This is a genomic window from Pseudomonas imperatae (assembly GCF_057128625.1).
In genome coordinates this window covers 102,816-116,954 of sequence record NZ_JBSKHP010000003.1, presented here as the reverse complement: position 1 = coordinate 116,954, position 14,139 = coordinate 102,816, and the positions used below count along the sequence as shown (strand labels likewise).

Sequence of the window (14,139 nt, the reverse complement as noted above, 5' to 3'; positions counted from 1 at the left end):
GCTGAGTTGCACCACAAAGGGCCCCTATGGGGCCCTTTGTCGTTTCTGCCTGCTGTGCGGCATGGCGATTGCTGGGAGGATTCCTTGTCAGTGCCATCATTTTGATGGCCTCCCCGGAACAAGAGGAATCACCCGTGTCGGCCGTACTTTCTCTTCTGCGCAGTCGTTTGCTGCGGCCCGTGTTCATCACCCTGGGCGTTGCCCTTTTGGTGCAGGTGCTGGTAGCCGTTGCGCTCACCCGGAGCACCGTCGGCGCGCTGGAGGCCGACCTGGGCCTGCGCCTGCAGGCGGACACCCATCAGCTCACCGATCAGCTCGACCAGGCAGGCAAGGAAGTCAGCGCAGGCCTGGACGGCCTCTCGGCCAGCACCCGTCAGCGCCTGAGCGCCGGCTTGTCCTCGCGTCTTGAAGAAGAGCAAGGGCAGATACGCACTACCCTGGAGCAGGACCTCAAGGACTCGGCCAACGCCATGGCCCAGCTGCTGGCCTCGGTGGCGCCGCGGGCCATCTGGGACAACGACGTGCCCACCTTGTCCGAATTCGCCCGCCAGGCCCAGCGCAACCCCAGCGTGCTGTTCGTGATTTACGACGACGCCCAGGGCGAGCACCTGACCCGCTACCTGAACCGCGAAAACCCCATCAACCAGGTCCTTTTGGCCAAGGGCGCCGGCGAGCGGCCGCTGGACAAGGTGCTGGACGCGGCGAAGAACGATCCGTCGGTGTACTACGTAGAGGCCTCCATCAATCCTAATGGCGCAGAGATCGGCAAGGTGCGCATGGGCGTCTCCACGGCCAGCGTCGAGGCCCAGCTGGGCGCGCTGGACAAGCGCTTCGCCGCCCTGATCGCCAGCGGCGACCAGTTGGTGGGCGACAGCCTGCTGGGCGCCTCCGCAGACAGCTCCAAGGCCTTGAGGGCGCGCCTGGAAGCGGCGCAGGGCAGCGCTGCGGCCATGCAAGGCAACGCCACCCGCAGCGTGCAAGAGGCGGCGGCTACCCTGCGCTGGCGCATCGGCATGGCCTTGGCGCTGGTCGGCCTGGGCGTGTTGCTGCTGGTGACGGTAGTGCTTGGCCGGCGGGTGGTGAGCAAGCTGCGCCTGCTGATCGCCGCGCTCAACGATCTGGCCGCGGGGGAGGGCGACCTGACCCGCCGTGTGCGCCTCGACAGCCATGACGAAATCGGCGACATGGCGGCGGCGGTCAACCGCTTCGTCGACAAGCTGCAACCCATCGTGCGCGAGGCGGGTGACGTGGCCCAGCGCACCGGCCAGGAGATCGACCTGATGGCCCGGCGCAACGCCGGCGCCGACGCAGCCGCCCAGCTGCAGAGCAATGAAGTGGCCGCCAGCCTCCGGGCGTTGTCGACCATGGCCGACGAGGCCCAGGCCGAAAGCCGCGCCATGCAGTCGGCGTTGCAGCAGGTGGCAGAAATACGCACCGCCACTGACGCCAACACCCAGGCCTCGGCGCAGGTAGGCGGCCTGATCGAAGCGCTGGCCGGGCAGGTGCAGAACGGCTCCCAGGTCATCGAGCGGCTGGCCGAGCAAAGCCAACAGATTGAAGTGGTGCTCAGCGTGATCCAGAGCATCGCCGAGCAGACCAACCTGCTGGCCCTGAACGCTGCCATCGAGGCGGCCCGGGCGGGCGAGACCGGGCGTGGCTTCGCGGTAGTCGCCGATGAGGTGCGGGCGCTGGCCAGCAAGACGCAAAGCTCCACCGGTGATATCCAGGCGCACATTGCTGCGCTGCAATCGGGCGCCCGTGAAGCGGTGACCGCCATCAGCCAGGCCGGGCGCCAGGCCAGCGAAGGTTTGCTGGTGCTGCGCGACAGCGCGCGGTTGCAGCAAAGCGTGCAGGCGTCGGTGGAGCAGGTGCATGCGGCGATAGGCCTGGCCACCCGTGCAGCGGAGCAGCAGGCCGATGGCGCGCAGGCGGTGAAGGGCAGGGTGGAGAATATCCACGCCCAGGCCCAACGCGCGGCGAAGGTGGTGGCCGACACCACGGCCAGCAGCAAGGTGCTGGATGACCTGGCTGCGCAGCTTCGCGCCAGCATCGGCCAATTCAAAGCCTGACACCAATCCCCCGTAGCAGCGGCCGCAGGCCGCGTCCGGGGGATTGGTTTTCTGGAGGGCAGAAACGCAAAAACCCGCTTTCGCGGGTTTTTGAGATGATTCAGAGATCGTTGATCTGTGAATCTGAATTGGTGCCCAGAAGAAGACTCGAACTTCCACGACCGTAAGGTCACCAGCACCTGAAGCTGGCGTGTCTACCAATTTCACCATCTGGGCAGCTACTTCGACGTTGTCCGTCGTTGTGGTGCGCACTATACGGAGGGTTCGAACACCTGTAAACCCCCGAAAACACTTTTTTTCAAAAATTTCTCAAAGAATCTTTTCAGACCCCTGAAACGCAAAAACCCGCTTTCGCGGGTTCTTGTGAGTGGCTCAAGATGTTGTAATCTCAAGCCAGAAATTGGTGCCCAGAAGAAGACTCGAACTTCCACGACCGTAAGGTCACCAGCACCTGAAGCTGGCGTGTCTACCAATTTCACCATCTGGGCATCATCTTCAGCGCGTTTGCGTTGTCGATGGCGCGCACTATACGGGCAGTCTTTTGACCTGTAAACCCCTGTTGTTAAAAAAGTTTAGGTTTTTTCCAGGTTTCTTCCACGCGGTGCCTTTTTTACTGGAAGATGCGGCAATGCGGGGCTGTCAAACCGTGAAATTTCCCGTTTCAATACGCGTATGCCAAACTAACCCTTATATAGACAAGGTGAAATTTCTCTAATGGCCGATTGGCAGTCCCTCGATCCCGAGGCCGCTCGTGAAGCGGAAAAATACGAAAACCCTATTCCCAGCCGCGAGCTGATCCTCCAGCACCTCGACGAGCGCGGCTCACCCGCCAGCCGCGAGCAGCTGGTAGACGAGTTCGGGCTGACCACCGAGGACCAGGTCGAGGCCTTGCGTCGTCGCCTGCGCGCCATGGAGCGCGATGCGCAACTGATCTATACCCGCCGCGGCACCTACGCCCCTGTGGATAAGCTGGACCTGATCGCCGGTCGCATTGCCGGCCACCGCGACGGCTTCGGCTTCCTGATCCCCGACGACGGCTCCGACGACCTGTTCATGAGCCCGGCGCAAATGCGCCTGGTGTTCGACGGCGACCGTGCCCTGGCCCGTGTTTCCGGCCTGGACCGTCGTGGTCGTCGTGAAGGCGTGATCGTCGAAGTGGTGTCCCGTGGTCACGAGACCATCGTCGGCCGCTACTTTGAAGAGGGCGGCATCGGCTTCGTGACGCCGGACAACCCCAAGGTCAATCAGGAAGTGCTGATTACCCCGGGCCGCAACGCCGGTGCCAAGATCGGCCAGTTCGTGGAGGTGAAAATCACCCACTGGCCGACCCCGCGCTTCCAGCCCCAGGGCGATGTGATTGAAGTGGTCGGCAACTACATGGCGCCGGGCATGGAAATCGACGTGGCGCTGCGCACCTACGACATCCCGCACGTATGGCCACAGGCCGTGCTGAAGGAAGCCGCGAAGCTGAAGCCGGAAGTCGAGGAAAAGGACAAGCAGAACCGCGTTGACCTGCGCCACCTGCCGTTCGTCACCATCGACGGCGAAGACGCCCGCGACTTCGACGACGCCGTTTATTGCGAAGCCAAGAGCAAGCTGCGCCTGTTCAATGGCGGCTGGAAGCTGTACGTGGCCATCGCCGACGTGTCCAGCTACGTCAAGCTGGGCTCGGCCCTGGACGAAGAGGCCCAAGTGCGCGGCAACTCCGTGTACTTCCCCGAGCGCGTGATCCCGATGCTGCCGGAGGAGCTGTCCAACGGCCTGTGCTCGCTGAACCCGCACGTCGACCGCCTGGCCATGGTCTGCGAGATGACCATCTCCAAGACCGGCGAGATGACCGACTACCAGTTCTACGAGGCGGTGATCCACTCCCATGCGCGCCTGACCTATAACAAGGTCAGCACCATGCTCGAGCACTCGCGCACCAGCGAGGCCAAGGCCTTGCGCGGCGAGTACGGCGATGTGCTGCCGCACCTCAAGCAACTGTACGCCATGTACAAGGTGCTGCTGGGTGCCCGCCATGCCCGTGGCGCCATCGACTTCGAGACCCAGGAAACCCGCATCGTCTTCGGTTCCGAGCGCAAGATCGCCGAAATCAAGCCGACCGTGCGCAACGACGCCCACAAGCTGATCGAAGAGTGCATGCTGGCCGCCAACGTGGCCACCGCCGAGTTCCTGCAGAAGCATGAAATCCCGGCCCTGTACCGCGTGCACGACGGTCCGCCGCCAGAGCGCCTGGAAAAACTGCGCGCCTTCCTCGGCGAGCTGGGCCTGTCGATCAACAAGGGCAAGGATGGTCCGTCGCCCAAGGACTACCGCGCGCTGCTGGAAAACATCCAGGACCGCCCGGACTTCCACGTGATCCAGACCGTGATGCTGCGCTCCCTGAGCCAGGCGGTGTACAGCGCCGAGAACAACGGCCACTTCGGCCTGAACTACGAGGCGTACACCCACTTCACCTCGCCGATCCGTCGCTACCCGGACCTGCTGACCCACCGCGCCATCCGCAGTGTGATCCGCTCGAAGATGGACACCCCGCACGTCAAGCGTGCCGGTGCCATGACCATTCCGAAAGCGCGCATCTATCCGTACGACGAGCCGGCCCTGGAGCAGCTGGGCGAGCAGTGCTCGATGAGCGAGCGCCGTGCCGACGAAGCCACCCGCGACGTGGTGAACTGGCTCAAGTGCGAGTTCATGAAAGACCGCGTGGGCGAGACCTTCCCGGGCGTGATCACCGCCGTGACCGGTTTCGGCCTGTTCGTGGAGCTGACCGACATCTTCGTCGAAGGCCTGGTGCACGTCACCGCGCTGCCGGGCGACTACTACCACTTCGACCCTGTACACCACCGCCTGGCGGGCGAGCGCACCGGCCGTAGCTTCCGCCTCGGCGACACAGTGGAAGTGCAGGTGATGCGCGTCGACCTGGACGAGCGCAAGATCGATTTCGGCATGTCGGAAAAATCCGCCAGCGCACCCGTGGGTCGCAAGAATCGCCAGGCTGAAAAGCCTGAGGCGAAGAAAGCGCCTGAGCGCAAGTCGGCGGACAAGAAGCCGGCGGCCAAGTCCTACGACAAGCCCGTGTACGAAAAACCGGCACCGGCAGCCCCGCTGTCGAAGCCGTCGAAGCGCCCGGCCAAGTCCTCGGAGTCGGCCAGCGCCTACCGTGCGTCGGATGCCGCGGCCAACAACGCCGACGTGCGCAAGAGCCGTGAAATGAAAAAAGCGCTGCTGGCCGAGGCCAAGGGCGGCGCGGGCAAGCCGGCGCGTTCGGACAAGTCCGGCGGCGCCAGCAAGCCCACCACGCACCGCAAGGGCCCGTCGAAATCGGGCGCCCGTAAACCGAAGGCGAAGTCATGAGTCAGTTGGAAAAGATCTACGGCGTACACGCCGTGGAAGCCCTGTTGCGTCACCACCCCAAGCGGGTCAAGCAGATCTGGTTGGCGGAAAGCCGCAACGACCCGCGCGTGCAGCCGCTGATCGCCCTGGCCGCGGAAAACCGCGTGTCGGTGGGGCAGGCCGAACGCCGCGAGATGGACGCCTGGGTTGAAGGCGTGCACCAGGGCGTGGTGGCTGAGGTCAGCCCAAGCCAGGTGTGGGGCGAGGCCATGCTCGACGAGCTGCTGGACCGCACCGAAGGCGCGCCGCTGCTGCTGGTGCTGGACGGCGTGACCGACCCGCACAACCTCGGCGCCTGCCTGCGCACTGCCGACGCCGCCGGCGTGCTGGCGGTGATCGTGCCCAAGGACAAGTCGGCCACCCTGACCCCCGCAGTGCGCAAGGTCGCCTGCGGTGCGGCCGAGGTGATCCCGCTGGTGGCCGTGACCAACCTGGCGCGCACCCTGGAGAAACTCCAGCAGCGCGGCCTGTGGGTAGTGGGCACTGCCGGTGAAGCCGAGCAGGAGCTGTACCAGCACGACATGACCGGGCCGACCATCCTGGTGATGGGCGCCGAAGGCAAGGGCATGCGCCGCCTGACCCGCGAGCACTGCGACTACCTGGTGAAGCTGCCGATGCACGGCAGTGTCAGCAGCCTGAACGTGTCGGTGGCCACGGGCGTGTGCCTGTTCGAAGCCGTCCGTCAGCGCAACACCAAGAAGTAACCCAACCCCCGTAGCAGCTGCCGAAGGCTGCGTCGCTGTCAAAAGGCGACGCCGCCTGCGGCAGCTGCTACGGGGATTTGCATTCCGGCGAAAGCTGTTCAAATATTCGCCAATTCCCTTGCTTGTCCCCACTCCCTTCTCTACAATTGCGCCCCTTGCCTCGACGGCAGGTGCCGGCAGTTCATCGCCATCACCTTTTCCGCGAGCAAGACATACAGTGTCATTCACTCCTTGTCTGACCGCCCTGGCGGCAGGCTACAACCCGTAAGGAGCATTCATGCGTCATTACGAAATCATCTTTCTGGTCCACCCTGACCAGAGCGAGCAAGTCGGCGGCATGGTTGAGCGTTACACCAAGCTGATCGAAGAAGACGGCGGCAAAATCCACCGTCTGGAAGACTGGGGCCGTCGTCAACTGGCCTACGCAATCAACAATGTTCACAAGGCTCACTACGTGATGCTGAACGTTGAGTGCACTGGCAAGGCCCTGGCCGAGCTGGAAGACAACTTCCGTTACAACGATGCCGTGATCCGTAACCTGGTCATCCGTCGCGACGAAGCCGTAACTGGTCAGTCCGAGATGCTCAAGGCCGAAGAAAACCGCAGCGAGCGCCGTGAGCGTCGTGACCGTCCTGAGCATGCTGACAGCGCCGATGGCGATGACAGCGACAACAGCGACGCCAGCGATAACGCTGACGAGTAATCCACGGACCTTTTGAGGAGCCAATTACATGGCACGTTTCTTCCGTCGTCGTAAATTCTGCCGCTTCACCGCTGAAGACGTGAAAGAGATCGATTACAAAGATCTCAACACCCTGAAAGCCTACGTATCCGAAACCGGCAAAATCGTTCCAAGCCGTATCACCGGTACCAAAGCTCGTTATCAGCGTCAGCTGGCCGTCGCTATCAAGCGCGCCCGCTTCCTGGCCCTGCTGGCCTACACCGACAGCCACGGCCGCTGAGACCGGGTCGTCGACAAGTAGCAAGGGATTGAATGCATGCGCGCCATAGCTGATTTCATCATGCGCGGACGCATGCAGGCCACCCTGGTGGTGGCCATATCGGCAGTCATGCCGCTGTTGTTCTGGTTGGGTGCTGCCGCGGGAAGCCTGGTGCTTCTGCGGCGCGGATTTCAGGATGCCAAGAGTGTCCTCGCCCTCGGCCTGCTGCCCGCTCTGGCGTGGTGGCTGCTGGGAAGCGACCACGACCCCCGCGCACTTCTGGTGCTGCTGGGCTCGGCGACCCTCGCGCACGTGCTGCGCTCGAGTGAGTCCTGGATCCGTGTGCTGCTGGTCAGCATAGCCCTGGGGTTGGTGTATGCAGTGGTGCTGGGCGCGGTTTTCCGCCCTCACATCGACGGCATGGCGCAGGAACTGTCAAAGGTCCTGCCCATGGCCCTCGGTGATCTCTACCAGCAATTGTCGGTAGAAGAGCGAGCGCGCCTGAGCGCACTGCTGCCACCGGTCCTGACCGGCCTGATAGCGGCCATGCTGCAGATTGTCAGCGTGCTGTGCCTGATGTTGGGCCGGTACTGGCAAGCGTTGTTGTACAACCCGGGTGGGTTCGGCCGCGAGTTTCGCACCGTGCGCATCCCACGGGGGCCGGCATTGCTGCTGCTGGCGTGCATGCTGGTGGGGCCGAATTTCGGCACTCAACTGGCCATGCTCACGCCGCTGTGCAGTGTGCCGCTGCTGTTCGCAGGCCTGGCCCTGATCCACGCCCTGGTCGCTGCAAAGCGCCTGGCGCGGTTCTGGCTGGTGGGGCTGTACGTGACGCTGCTGGTGTTCATGCAGCTGATCTATCCGTTGCTCGTGGTGTTGGCCATTGTCGACAGCCTGATTGATTTTCGCGGACGTCTGGCGTCGAAAGACGCTGGCAATGCGAACGGTGAAGGTTAAAAGTTAGAGGATTTCCACATGCAACTGATCCTTCTGGAAAAAGTCGCCAACCTGGGCAACCTGGGCGACAAAGTAAACGTTAAGGCTGGTTACGGCCGTAACTACCTGCTGCCTTACGGCAAAGCTACCGCCGCGACCCCAGCCAACCTGGCTGCGTTCGAAGAGCGTCGTGCCGAGCTGGAAAAACTGGCTGCAGACAAGAAAGCTTCGGCTGAAACTCGCGCTGCCCAACTGGCTGAGCTGGAAGTGACCATCACTGCCACCGCCGGTGACGAAGGCAAGCTGTTCGGTTCGATCGGCACCCACGACATCGCTGACGCACTGACCGCCTCGGGCGTTGAAGTTGCCAAGGCTGAAGTTCGTCTGCCGAACGGCACCATCCGTAACGTTGGCGAATACGACGTTGCCGTGCACCTGCACAGCGACGTAGAAGCTACCGTACGCGTTGTTGTTGTAGCTGCTTAAGGCACTACCTATCGGCTGGCACCCTTGGGTAACAGCCGGTAACATTGGGCACGATCCTGTCTACAGGTCGTGCCCTTTGTCTTTCTGTACCCTCTGATTTCAAGTGGCCATGAACGAGATATCGCAACCCGAACAGTACGATCTGCAAACCGCCGCCCTCAAGGTGCCGCCGCATTCCATCGAGGCCGAACAGGCCGTGCTCGGTGGCTTGATGCTGGACAACAACGCCTGGGAACGCGTGCTCGATCAAGTTTCGGATGGCGATTTCTACCGTCATGACCACCGCCTGATCTTCCGCGCCATCGCCAAGCTGGCTGACCAGAACACGCCGTTCGACGTGGTCACCCTGCACGAGCAGCTGGACAAGGAAGGGCAGAGCACCCAGGTCGGTGGCCTGGGTTACCTGGGCGAACTGGCGAAGAACACGCCGTCGGTCGCCAACATCAAGGCCTATGCGCAGATCGTCCGCGAGCGGGCCACCCTGCGCCAGCTGATCAGCATCAGCAACGAGATCGCCGACAGCGCCTTCAACCCCCAGGGCCGCAACGCCGCCGAGATCCTCGACGAGGCCGAACGGCAGATCTTCCAGATCGCCGAGGCGCGGCCCAAGACCGGCGGCCCGGTCAGCGTCAACGACCTGCTGACCAAGGCCATCGACCGCATCGACACGCTGTTCAACACCGATGAGGCCATCACCGGCCTGTCCACCGGCTACACCGACCTGGACGAGAAGACCAGCGGCCTGCAGCCGGCCGACCTGATCATCGTCGCCGGCCGTCCGTCGATGGGCAAGACCACCTTCGCCATGAACCTGGTGGAAAACGCCGTGCTGCGCAGCGAGAAAGCCGTACTGGTCTACTCGCTGGAGATGCCAGGTGATTCGCTGGTCATGCGTATGCTGTCTTCCTTGGGCCGCATCGACCAGACCAAGGTGCGTTCCGGCCGCCTGGATGACGACGATTGGCCGCGCCTGACCTCGGCGGTCAACCTGCTCAACGACCGCAAGCTGTTCATCGACGATACCGCCGGCATCAGCCCGTCGGAAATGCGCGCGCGCACACGCCGCCTGGTGCGTGAACACGGCGACATCGGCCTGATCATGATCGACTACCTGCAGCTGATGCAGATTCCCGGTTCCAGCGGCGACAACCGTACCAACGAGATCTCGGAGATTTCCCGCTCGTTGAAAGCCCTGGCCAAGGAATTCAACTGCCCGGTGGTGGCGCTGTCGCAGCTCAACCGCTCCCTGGAACAGCGCCCGAACAAGCGCCCGGTAAACTCCGACTTGCGGGAATCGGGAGCGATCGAGCAGGACGCCGACGTGATCATGTTCGTGTACCGCGACGAGGTGTACCACCCCGAGACCGAGCACAAGGGCATCGCCGAGATCATCATCGGCAAGCAGCGTAACGGCCCCATCGGCTTCATCCGCCTGGCCTTCATCGGCAAATACACGCGCTTCGAGAACCTGGCCCCAGGCAGCTACAACTTCGACGACGACGAATAACCCGCGTAGCAGCTGCCGAAGGCGGCGTCGCTTTTAAAAAACGACGCCGCCTTCGGCAGCTGCTACGGGGGTTTTTATCGAGCGGGCTGAATTCCGACAGTGGTCGTCGGAATTGGTCAAAATTTGTGCTATATTCCGCGCCCGCGTTTTTTCAACATGTAGCCACACGGTCATCGACATGCAAGCAGCCAAGCCGTTATTCGACTATCCAAAGTACTGGGCCGAGTGTTTCGGGCCAGCGCCATTCCTGCCCATGAGCAGGGAGGAGATGGATCAGCTCGGCTGGGATTCCTGCGACATCATCATCGTCACCGGTGACGCCTACGTCGACCACCCGTCGTTCGGCATGGCCATCATCGGCCGCCTGCTGGAGGCCCAGGGCTTCCGCGTGGGCATCATTGCCCAGCCCGACTGGACCAGCAAAGACGACTTCATGAAGCTGGGCGAGCCGAACCTGTTCTTCGGCGTCGCGGCCGGCAACATGGACTCGATGATCAACCGTTACACCGCGGACAAGAAAATCCGCTCGGACGACGCCTACACCCCTGGCGGCCTGGCGGGCAAGCGCCCCGACCGCGCCAGCCTGGTGTACAGCCAGCGCTGCAAGGAAGCCTACAAGCACGTGCCGATCGTGCTGGGCGGCATCGAGGCCTCGCTGCGCCGCATCGCCCACTATGACTACTGGCAGGACAAGGTCCGCCACTCGATCCTGATCGACGCCTGCGCCGACATCCTGCTGTACGGCAACGCCGAACGCGCGATCGTCGAGGTGGCCCAGCGCCTGTCGTACGGGCAGAAGATCGAAGAAATCACCGACATCCGCGGCACCGCCTTCGTGCGCCGTGACACGCCGCAGGGCTGGTACGAGGTGGACTCCACCCGTATCGACCGTCCTGGCAAGGTCGACAAGATCATCAACCCGTACGTCAACACCCAGGACACCCAGGCCTGCGCCATCGAGCAGGAAAAGGGCCCGGTGGAAGACCCGAACGAGCCCAAGGTCGTGCAGATCCTGGCCAGCCCGCGCATGACCCGTGACAAGACCGTCATCCGCCTGCCGTCGTTCGAGAAAGTGCGCGGCGACGCCGTGCTCTACGCCCACGCCAACCGCGTGCTGCACCTGGAAACCAACCCGGGCAACGCCCGTGCGCTGGTGCAGAAGCATGGCGAAGTGGACGTGTGGTTCAACCCGCCACCCATTCCCATGACTACCGAGGAAATGGACTACGTGTTCGGCATGCCCTATGCGCGCATTCCGCACCCGGCGTACGGCAAGGAGAAGATCCCGGCCTACGACATGATCCGCTTCTCGGTGAACATCATGCGTGGCTGCTTCGGCGGCTGCACCTTCTGCTCCATCACCGAGCACGAAGGCCGCATCATCCAGAACCGCTCGGAAGAGTCGATCATTCGCGAGATCGAAGAGATCCGCGACAAGGTGCCAGGCTTCACCGGCGTGATCTCGGACATGGGCGGCCCGACCGCCAACATGTACCGCATCGCCTGCAAGAGCCCCGAAATCGAATCGGCGTGCCGCAAGCCGTCGTGCGTGTTCCCGGGCATCTGCCCGAACCTGAACACCGACCACTCGGCGCTGATCCAGCTGTACCGCAGCGCCCGTGCCCTGCCGGGGGTGAAGAAAATCCTGATTGCCTCGGGCCTGCGCTACGACCTGGCGGTGGAATCGCCGGAGTACGTCAAGGAACTGGTCACCCACCACGTGGGCGGCTACCTGAAGATTGCCCCGGAGCACACCGAAGAAGGCCCGCTGAACCAGATGATGAAGCCGGGCATCGGCTCGTACGACAAGTTCAAGCGCATGTTCGAGAAGTACTCCAAGGAAGCCGGGAAAGAGCAGTACCTGATTCCGTACTTCATCGCCGCGCACCCGGGCACCACCGACGAAGACATGATGAACCTGGCGCTGTGGCTCAAGGGCAACGGTTTCCGCGCCGACCAGGTGCAGGCGTTCTACCCTTCGCCGATGGCGTCGGCGACCGCCATGTACCACTCGGGCAAGAACCCGCTGCGCAAGGTCACCTACAAGAGCGACGCGGTCACCATCGTCAAGAGCGAGGAGCAGCGCCGCCTGCACAAGGCCTTCCTGCGCTACCACGATCCGAAGGGCTGGCCGATGCTGCGCGAAGCGCTGGAGCGCATGGGCCGCGTCGACCTGATCGGCCCGGGCAAGCACCAGCTGATTCCGCTGCACCAGCCGGCGACCGACACCTACCAGAGTGCCCGTCGCAAGAACTCGACGCCGGCCGGCAGCCACAAGGTGGCCAAGGAAACCCGCATCCTCACCCAACACACCGGCCTGCCGCCGCGTGGCAGCGACGGCTCCAAGCCGTGGGACAAGCGCGAACAGGCCAAGGCTGCCGCCGAAGCCCGCGCCAAGGAAGCCGCCAAGGCCCGCCACGACGCCGCCAAGGGTGGCAAGGGCAAGAAGAAACCATCGCGCCAGCCCGTCCTGCCGCGCTGATGTGAAGCCGGGTGTAACCGAGGCTCCTCGGTTACACCTGCCGTCCTACGCAATATCCTGTAGCAGCGGCCGCAAGGTCGCGTCACTAACGCCGCATAACCCGTGACGCAGCCTTCGGCAGCTGCTACGTACCGCGCTCCTCCCCACTGAACAAGGAACCGTCCAGTGAGCACCGCTCTCAATCCGTCCTTCACCACCCCCTCCCAGCACTTCGCCCGCCAGCGCATCGAAAGCCGCATCAACCTGCCACGTCTGTTCGCCGCCATCGACGCCGACCCCGGTATCGTCGGCGCCGGGGTGGTGTATATCGACAGCGATTTCAACGTGATCACCCTGCGCGAGTTCCAGCCGATCTGCAGCAAGGCGGTAAAACGGGTGATATTGCGTGAGGCCAAGCGCCACACTACGCCCGAGCAGTTCATCAGCCAGGTGCATAACGACGGCCGCGAGTCGCGGGTGTTGCAGGAGGCGCTCAACGCCGGGTTGGCCTGCACGGGGGCGGTGCTGAGCTGGGTGGTAATGCTCAGCGGCACCATTGCCGTGCCGTTCACGGGGGGCGCCAGTACCGTGGTGACCATCATCGGTTACAGCGCCGCCACTGCCAGCGGGCTGCAATGCATCGCCGGGGTAGGGCGCACGGCGGTATCGGCCTACGACCAGCAGGCCGTGGACGAACTCGACAGCAATGATTGGTACCAGGCGGTGTCGCTCATTCTCGATGGCCTGTCATTGGCCGGTGTCGCTGCATCGGCGGTGACGACGACCAGGCTACTCCTGCTGGTCAAGGCCAACACGGGCAGGCCGCTTCGCGCGGCCCTTCAGGGCCTTACCCGGCAGGAGCGCAAGCGGTTGACCAGCGAGCTGCTTGCGTTGAAAGACCCGAAGTTGACCCCCAGGCTGATGAAGCTGAGGCAAGCTGCCAAGACACTGGAGAAGCGCTACACCCCGGCCCAGTTCAAACACGCCACTATCACCCAGATCAGAGACTCGATCAGCGCGTCGTTGGGCCTGATAGGCAGCAGCCTGTCGGGCAACATCAACGTAGCCGTCGGGCTGTATGAGGAGGACGGTGAATGACTGACCAGGATGGCTCGCTCAGCTGGATGGCAAAATATTACCCAGCGTTCATAGGTGTTGTCCTGTGCTGTTGCCTTGCGATTGGTACGGTAGTTGCCATTGTCGGCTTCTCCTACCTGGCCAACGTGCCGCTCAAGCCGCTCAAGGGGCCGGGGCTCCTGTGGGGCGGGGCATCGGTGGGTGTGGCAGTTTTCATCAGCCATTTCCTGATGGTCAGGGGCCGGCTCGCGGCGACCTGGGTTATTGCCGCCGTGTTGCTGGCCTGCCTTGCCACGGCGCTTCCCAGCTATTTCTACCAGCCGCCGCTCGGTGTCTTCGCGGTAGCGGTGTTGTCGCCGCTAACGGGGTTGTTGCTACTGAATTCGAGACGCCATCGCGAAATGCGCCAACACTTCCTGTGGCTGCGTCGGCAGCGATAACGCCTTGGCCAACCGCCTCCTTCGCTTGCGTCATGTGCCTGCCCGATAAATGTGCAACCCTTGCGATGCTAATCGGGCATGGCACGATCTTGGTGCTGTGCTTGAATGAGCAGGCGCTCTAG

At 63.1% G+C, this 14,139-nt stretch carries 11 protein-coding genes, 2 tRNA genes and 1 pseudogene; 12 read left to right on the top strand and 2 right to left on the bottom strand.

Translation table 11 applies throughout. The features are described 5' to 3' along the window. Positions 1 to 26: 26 nt before the first annotated feature. Both ACWKWX_RS05230 and ACWKWX_RS05225 read left to right on the top strand, forming a co-directional pair. A pseudogene (locus ACWKWX_RS05230) lies at positions 27 to 1,163 on the top strand (methyl-accepting chemotaxis protein); the annotation flags it as partial. Between the two features lie 21 nt (positions 1,164 to 1,184). Continuing rightward, the gene (locus ACWKWX_RS05225; protein ID WP_483827238.1) at positions 1,185 to 2,069 is read left to right on the top strand and encodes a methyl-accepting chemotaxis protein; all 885 of its coding nucleotides are present in this window, start codon (positions 1,185 to 1,187) and stop codon (positions 2,067 to 2,069) included. Positions 2,070 to 2,198: 129 nt separating this feature from the next. Here the strand turns inward: ACWKWX_RS05225 and ACWKWX_RS05220 are convergent. Then, a tRNA-Leu gene (locus ACWKWX_RS05220) sits at positions 2,199 to 2,285 on the bottom strand. 185 nt (positions 2,286 to 2,470) lie between these two features. Beyond that, positions 2,471 to 2,557: transfer RNA gene (locus ACWKWX_RS05215), tRNA-Leu, on the bottom strand. Positions 2,558 to 2,783: 226 nt separating this feature from the next. Between ACWKWX_RS05215 and rnr the strand changes: the two genes are divergently transcribed. From rnr to ACWKWX_RS05165, 10 genes are all read left to right on the top strand, one after another. Continuing rightward, complete coding sequence (gene rnr, locus ACWKWX_RS05210; protein ID WP_416422161.1) at positions 2,784 to 5,426, top strand: ribonuclease R; 2,643 nt, start codon at positions 2,784 to 2,786, stop codon at positions 5,424 to 5,426. After that, positions 5,423 to 6,169 (top strand): 23S rRNA (guanosine(2251)-2'-O)-methyltransferase RlmB, encoded by a 747-nt coding sequence (rlmB, locus tag ACWKWX_RS05205; RefSeq protein WP_416422162.1) that lies wholly within the window; start codon positions 5,423 to 5,425, stop codon positions 6,167 to 6,169. Before rnr ends, rlmB begins: the two co-directional genes overlap by 4 nt. Before the next feature lie 277 nt (positions 6,170 to 6,446). Next, complete coding sequence (gene rpsF, locus ACWKWX_RS05200) at positions 6,447 to 6,872, top strand: 30S ribosomal protein S6 (RefSeq protein WP_027979704.1); 426 nt, start codon at positions 6,447 to 6,449, stop codon at positions 6,870 to 6,872. A gap of 28 nt (positions 6,873 to 6,900) precedes the next feature. Further along, on the top strand, positions 6,901 to 7,131 hold the full coding sequence (rpsR, locus tag ACWKWX_RS05195) for a 30S ribosomal protein S18 (RefSeq protein WP_008368574.1): 231 nt from the start codon (positions 6,901 to 6,903) through the stop codon (positions 7,129 to 7,131). Between the two features lie 36 nt (positions 7,132 to 7,167). Next, positions 7,168 to 8,067, top strand: coding sequence for a YybS family protein (locus ACWKWX_RS05190; protein ID WP_416422163.1), 900 nt, complete (start codon positions 7,168 to 7,170; stop codon positions 8,065 to 8,067). Positions 8,068 to 8,085: 18 nt separating this feature from the next. Continuing rightward, positions 8,086 to 8,532 carry a 50S ribosomal protein L9 gene (gene rplI / locus ACWKWX_RS05185; RefSeq protein WP_416422164.1) on the top strand — a complete coding sequence of 149 codons (447 nt, stop codon included), beginning with the start codon at positions 8,086 to 8,088 and terminating at the stop codon, positions 8,530 to 8,532. A 109-nt stretch (positions 8,533 to 8,641) separates the two neighbouring features. Further along, a complete protein-coding gene (gene dnaB, locus ACWKWX_RS05180) occupies positions 8,642 to 10,039 on the top strand; it encodes a replicative DNA helicase (RefSeq protein ID WP_483827160.1) in 1,398 nt (465 codons plus the stop codon). Between the two features lie 178 nt (positions 10,040 to 10,217). Beyond that, positions 10,218 to 12,521, top strand: coding sequence for a YgiQ family radical SAM protein (locus ACWKWX_RS05175; RefSeq protein WP_483827159.1), 2,304 nt, complete (start codon positions 10,218 to 10,220; stop codon positions 12,519 to 12,521). A gap of 165 nt (positions 12,522 to 12,686) precedes the next feature. Beyond that, positions 12,687 to 13,598 carry an Ssp4 family T6SS effector gene (gene ssp4, locus ACWKWX_RS05170; protein ID WP_483827158.1) on the top strand — a complete coding sequence of 304 codons (912 nt, stop codon included), beginning with the start codon at positions 12,687 to 12,689 and terminating at the stop codon, positions 13,596 to 13,598. Then, a complete protein-coding gene (locus tag ACWKWX_RS05165; protein WP_416422168.1) occupies positions 13,595 to 14,017 on the top strand; it encodes a hypothetical protein in 423 nt (140 codons plus the stop codon). Before ssp4 ends, ACWKWX_RS05165 begins: the two co-directional genes overlap by 4 nt. Positions 14,018 to 14,139: the final 122 nt, after the last annotated feature.

Bases quoted from the DNA above. Each gene is read 5' to 3' on its own strand.
- ACWKWX_RS05225 (WP_483827238.1), top strand. From the start codon at position 1,185: ATGGCGGCGGCGGTCAACCGCTTCGTCGACAAGCTGCAACCCATCGTG.
- rnr (WP_416422161.1), top strand. From the start codon at position 2,784: ATGGCCGATTGGCAGTCCCTCGATCCCGAGGCCGCTCGTGAAGCGGAA.
- rlmB (WP_416422162.1), top strand. From the start codon at position 5,423: ATGAGTCAGTTGGAAAAGATCTACGGCGTACACGCCGTGGAAGCCCTG.
- rpsF (WP_027979704.1), top strand. From the start codon at position 6,447: ATGCGTCATTACGAAATCATCTTTCTGGTCCACCCTGACCAGAGCGAG.
- rpsR (WP_008368574.1), top strand. From the start codon at position 6,901: ATGGCACGTTTCTTCCGTCGTCGTAAATTCTGCCGCTTCACCGCTGAA.
- ACWKWX_RS05190 (WP_416422163.1), top strand. From the start codon at position 7,168: ATGCGCGCCATAGCTGATTTCATCATGCGCGGACGCATGCAGGCCACC.
- rplI (WP_416422164.1), top strand. From the start codon at position 8,086: ATGCAACTGATCCTTCTGGAAAAAGTCGCCAACCTGGGCAACCTGGGC.
- dnaB (WP_483827160.1), top strand. From the start codon at position 8,642: ATGAACGAGATATCGCAACCCGAACAGTACGATCTGCAAACCGCCGCC.
- ACWKWX_RS05175 (WP_483827159.1), top strand. From the start codon at position 10,218: ATGCAAGCAGCCAAGCCGTTATTCGACTATCCAAAGTACTGGGCCGAG.
- ACWKWX_RS05165 (WP_416422168.1), top strand. From the start codon at position 13,595: ATGACTGACCAGGATGGCTCGCTCAGCTGGATGGCAAAATATTACCCA.